This is a genomic window from Micromonospora echinofusca (assembly GCF_017614955.1).
Lineage (GTDB): Bacteria > Actinomycetota > Actinomycetes > Mycobacteriales > Micromonosporaceae > Micromonospora > Micromonospora echinofusca_A.
On sequence record NZ_WVUH01000454.1, the window covers coordinates 1 to 4735 of the forward strand.

General features: G+C 72.6%; 5 protein-coding genes. 2 read left to right on the top strand and 3 right to left on the bottom strand.

Annotated features, from left to right (window positions below; translation table 11 throughout):
* The 3 genes from GSF22_RS30710 to GSF22_RS30720 form a co-directional block, all read right to left on the bottom strand.
* Positions 1-928, bottom strand: a 928-nt coding sequence (locus GSF22_RS30710; RefSeq protein WP_208817410.1) for a serine hydrolase domain-containing protein, incomplete at its 3' end; no start/stop codon positions are given.
* A gap of 90 nt (positions 929-1018) precedes the next feature.
* A complete protein-coding gene (locus tag GSF22_RS30715) occupies positions 1019-2095 on the bottom strand; it encodes an NAD(P)H-dependent flavin oxidoreductase (protein ID WP_208817411.1) in 1077 nt (358 codons plus the stop codon).
* Positions 2092-2688, bottom strand: coding sequence for a flavodoxin family protein (locus GSF22_RS30720; RefSeq protein ID WP_208817412.1), 597 nt, complete (start codon positions 2686-2688; stop codon positions 2092-2094). The genes GSF22_RS30715 and GSF22_RS30720 overlap by 4 nt, the downstream gene beginning before the upstream one ends.
* An 82-nt stretch (positions 2689-2770) precedes the next feature.
* Here GSF22_RS30720 and GSF22_RS30725 point away from each other — a divergent pair, with 82 nt between their 5' ends.
* Both GSF22_RS30725 and GSF22_RS30730 read left to right on the top strand, forming a co-directional pair.
* A complete protein-coding gene (locus GSF22_RS30725; RefSeq protein ID WP_208817413.1) occupies positions 2771-3391 on the top strand; it encodes a TetR/AcrR family transcriptional regulator in 621 nt (206 codons plus the stop codon).
* A 217-nt stretch (positions 3392-3608) separates the two neighbouring features.
* On the top strand, positions 3609-4735 hold a 1127-nt coding region (locus tag GSF22_RS30730), incomplete at its 3' end, for a dihydrolipoyl dehydrogenase family protein (RefSeq protein WP_208817414.1).

Genomic DNA, 4735 nt, shown 5'->3' on the forward strand with positions numbered 1-4735 from the left:
CCTCCTCCCACTGCATGCCGAGCGTCCAGTGCACGTCGCGGCCCAGCAGCAGGTCCGGGCCGGTGTACTGCACCCGGGTGAACTCGTCGACCAGTCCGGCACCGAGCAGGCGTACCCCGTCGAGGGTGCCGCCGGCCAGCAGGCCCGCATAGCACCGGGCCAACCCGCCACCCGTCGCGTGCAGGTTCACCGCCGGGACCTCGGCCGCCCGCCACGCCGCGCCGTTCACCACCGCCAGGTCGAGCGCACCGGCCGGGTTCCCCAGGGCCCGCGCCCAGAGCGACCCCGGCTCACCCCGCACGGTGGTCGGCCAGTCCGGATCGCCGTACGTCAGGTCGGCGCACCGCCGCTGCTCCGCCGTACCCAGTCCGAAGTGCAGGTCGAGCTGCCACGGCCCGGCGATCTCCTCGGCCAGGAACCGGCCGATGCTCCGGCCGTCCACCCGACGGACCAGTTCGCCGACCAGGTGGCCGTACGTCAGCGCGTGCTCGCCCGCCGCCGTGCCCGGCGCCCACTCCGGCTCGGCCGTCGCCAGGTCGTCGGCGAGCAGGGCCCAGTCGGCGAAGGCCGCCGCCGGCCGGGGTACCGGGAAGGTGGGCAGCCCGGCGGTGTGACTGAGGACCTGCCGGACCGTCGCCGGGGTACGGAACCCGGGCCAGTGCCGCCCGACCGGATCGTCCAGGTCGAGCCGCCCCCGGTCGACCAGGAGCAGGAGGCAGAGCGCGGCGACCGGCTTGCCGACCGAGTAGACGTTGACCAGACTGTCCCGGCCGGCGTGGCTGGTCACGTTGTCCGTGTGGCGGCTGTGGCTGGTCAGGTCGACGACCGGGCGGCCGTCGTACCAGACCGCGAGCGACGCCCCGGTCTCCCGGCCACTGCGGTGCAGGTCCTGGAAGCACTCCCGGACGGTTTCGAATCGGGTACGCACCGGGCCACGGTAGGCCCCCGGCCGGCTGCCGGCGCGCTGTTTTCGACGGCCCGCCCTGGAAGGGCCGAGCAGTTGTACGCAGCGGAAACGCTAGGACCCCGGCACCGCTCCCGATCCGGAGCCGGATTGGTCCGTGATGAGCGTGGCGAGGTACTCCTGGGCGGTGACCGGTCGCGACAGCGATGCGGCCTGGCCGGCCCAGAGGTTGAGGTACCGCGGGTCGTCGCGGGCGGCGGCGGCCCGGCGCAGCGGTTGCATGAGCCCGTTCTGGACCGGGTACCCGGGCACGTTCCCCTCTTCGGCAGTGAGTTCCCTGATCAGCGGGTTGACGATCGCCCGCGCGTGCCGGCCGGAGAAGAGCCGGGTGAGCACGGTGACCCGGGCGTCGGGACCGGTGAGCGCCGCCTTGTGGATCCGGCTCGCCCCGGACTCCACGGTCGCCAGGAATCCGGTACCGATCTGGACGCCCTCGGCGCCGAGGGCAAGTGCCGCAGTGACGCCGCGACGGTCGGCGATCCCGCCGGCCGCGACGACCGGGATGTCGACGGCGTCGACGACCTGCGGCACCAGCGAGAACGTGCCGACCAGCGACTCGGCGACCGGCCGCAGGAAGGCCCCCCGGTGCCCTCCGGCGTCGCTGCCGGAGGCCACCACGACGTCGAGGCCGGCTGCCTGCACGGCCGCCGCCTCGTCGACGGTGGTGGCGGTGCCGATCGTCACGATGCCCCGGCGGCGCGCCTCGGTCACCACCCGGGCCGGCGGCGTACCCATGACGAAACTGATCACCGGTGGCTCCGCCGCCAGCAGCGCGTCCACCTGATCGTCGAAGGCGGGCGGCGGGGCGTACGAGGTCGGCGCCGGGACGCCGAGACGGTCGTAGAGCGGCCGGAGCCGTTCGAAGTCGGCCGGTGCCGGGCGGAGGTCCACCTCCTCCGGATGTGGCACCCACAGGTTCACGTTGAACGGCCGGTCCCCGGGGACCGCCGCCTTCAGTTCGGCGACGAGGGCGGTGACGGCGTCGGGGTCCAGGTGGTGCGCGCCGAACGAGCCGAGGCCGCCGGCGCCGCTCACCGCAGCGGCGAGGGCGACGCTCGACAGTCCGCCGCCGAACGGACCCTGGACGATCGGAAGTTCGGTGCCGAGCAGCCGGGTGAGTCGGGTGCTCATGCCGCACCGACCAGTCGTCCCTGGCGCAACTGGACGGCGACCTGGGCGACCCGGCGACCGAGGTGCTCGGCGGTGCGCAGGTCGGCCGTGGACGGGGCGTCGTCCGGGCCGGCGTCGGAGGGCGCCTGCGCCATCGCGCCGAGGAAGCCGCCGAGCCGGTTGAGGTCGTCCGCCGTGCCGGTGGTGCGGTAGAGCCAGCCGGGCGGAAGGCCCAGCGAGACCCAGTGCATGCCGTGCTGGGCGGCGAACACGGCCAGCGAGGACAGGGTGTTCAGCTTGTCGCCGTTGACCCCGGCGGACGTGGTGAAGCCGGCGGCGAGTTTGTCGCGCCAGCCCTGCCGCGCCCAGACCGGGCCGCTGGCCTCGGCGAAGGACTGGAAGACGGCGGACTGGCTACCCATGTAGGTGGGGGTGCCGAAGATGATGGCCTGGGCGTCGGCGAGCGCCTGCCACAGCGGTTCGTCGAGCACGGCGATGTTGCGCAGGTCGGCGTGGACACCGGGTACGGACGCCGCGCCGGACGCGACGGCCTGTGCCTGTCGGGCCGTGTGGCCGTAGCCGCTGTGGTACGCGATGGCGACTCTGATCGACATGTGCGCTCCTTCCAAGAGGCGATGCGATGACACTAGACGACCGGTCAACTAAAATCTAGTTGACCGGCCGTATACTCGCCGCATGGGCCGCACCAGTACCGCTCGTGAACGGCTGCTCGACAGTGCGTGCGAACTCATGCACACGCGCGGCTACACGGCCATCGGCGTGGCCGAGATCTGTGCCCGGGCCGACGTCCGCAAGGGCAGCTTCTACCACTTCTTCGAGTCCAAGCAGTCGCTCACCGCCGAGGTGGTCGACACCCACTGGCAGGCCCAACGCGTTGCCTGGCGCGAGCGACTCACCGGACCGGGGTCTGCCCTGGAGCGCCTCCAGCGACTCATCGACTGGCTCGTCGGGGCACAACGGGAGGCGTGGCAGGTCTCCGGCAGGGTCGACGGGTGCCTGCTGGGCAATCTCGCGGTCGAGCTGAGCAATCAGGAACCCGTCGTCCAGCAACGTCTCGCTGCGGCCTTCGACGAACAGGCCGGGCTCGTCCACGCCACCCTCGTCGAAGGCGCCGGGGACGGCAGCATCGCACCCGCCTACGCAGACCGGGCCACCGCGCGCGCCGTGGTCGCGCACATCGAAGGCGCCGTACTCCTGGCCAAACTCGCCGGCGACCTGAGCTCGCTCGACGACCTGTGGCCGCACGTACGACGCCTCGTCGGATCCGACCCGCTACCGGGTGACTTGAGCCGGTAGCGCGAGGACGCCAGCTGACCCGGCGCACACTCGCCCGGTCCGGCGTGTTCTCTTCCGGTGCCGTTGAGCGGTGCCCGGGTGTTAAGCGGGGGCCCTTCCTCTACCGAAAACGATAAGAAGGGGCCCTTCCTTACCACCGGAGGTGGGTCATGCTGGCGGGGTGACGGAGCCGGAGTACGTGGGTGTGAACGTGAACGCAGTCGGTGTGGACGCGGGCGTGGTCGACGTGGACGTGGTCGTTGTCGGGCTCGGCGTGGGGGGCGAGGAGGTGGCCGGTCGGCTCGCCGAGGCGGGCCTGAACGTCGTCGGCATCGACGGGGAACTGGTCGGTGGGGAGTGCCCGTACTGGGGGTGCATCCCGAGCAAGATGATGATCCGGGCGGCCAACGCCCTCGCCGAGGCCCGTCGGGTGGACGGTCTGGCCGGCACCGTGCAGGTCCAGCCGGACTGGGCGCCGGTGGCCCGGCGGATCCGCGAGGAGGCCACCGCCAACTGGGACGACGCGGCGGCGGTACGGCGGTTCACCGGGAAGGGCGGCCACTTCGTCCGGGGGTACGGCCGGCTCACCGGCCCCGGCCGGGTACAGGTCGGCGACCAGGTGTTCCAGGCCCGGCACGGGGTGGTGGTCGGCACCGGGAGCACGCCGGTCATCCCGCCGATCGCCGGGCTCGCCGACACGCCGTACTGGACGAACCGGCAGATCATCGAGGCCGAGGAACTGCCGGAGTCGTTGCTGATCCTCGGGGGCGGGGCGATCGGGTTGGAACTGGCCCAGGTCTTCGCCCGGTTCGGGGTACGGGTCACCGTGGTCGAGGCGCTGGACCGGGTACTCGCCGTCGAGGAACCGGAGGCGTCCGAGGTCGCCGCCGCCGCGTTGCGTGCCGACGGGGTCGAGATCCACACCGGGGTACGCGCCGAACGGGTCGACCACGACGGCAGCCGGTTCACCGTGCATACCTCGGACGGTGGCAGGTTCACCGGTGAGCGGCTGCTGGTGAGTACCGGCCGCCGGGCCCGGCTCGCCGACCTCGGGCTGGAGACTGTCGGCATCGACCCCGGACAGCGGTTCCTCGCGGTGGACGACCGGATGCGGGTGCGGGCGACCGGGAACGGTGCAGCGACCGGCGGTAACGGCGTAACGGTCGGACACGGCGCAACGGTCGGGAACGGTGCGACGGTCGACGGGGTCTGGGCGGTCGGTGACGTCACGGGTGAGGGTGCGTTCACGCACATCGCCATGTACCAGGCGTCGATCGTCGTCTGTGACCTGCTGGACCAGGTCCGGCAGGCGGACGGTGCGGTGGACGCCAGTGGCACCGCCCGGGCCGGGGGCGGGGCGATGGG

Coding starts and splice junctions, on each gene's coding strand:
- GSF22_RS30715 (WP_208817411.1), bottom strand. CDS start 2,095: ATGAGCACCCGACTCACCCGGCTGCTCGGCACCGAACTTCCGATCGTC.
- GSF22_RS30720 (WP_208817412.1), bottom strand. CDS start 2,688: ATGTCGATCAGAGTCGCCATCGCGTACCACAGCGGCTACGGCCACACG.
- GSF22_RS30725 (WP_208817413.1), top strand. CDS start 2,771: ATGGGCCGCACCAGTACCGCTCGTGAACGGCTGCTCGACAGTGCGTGC.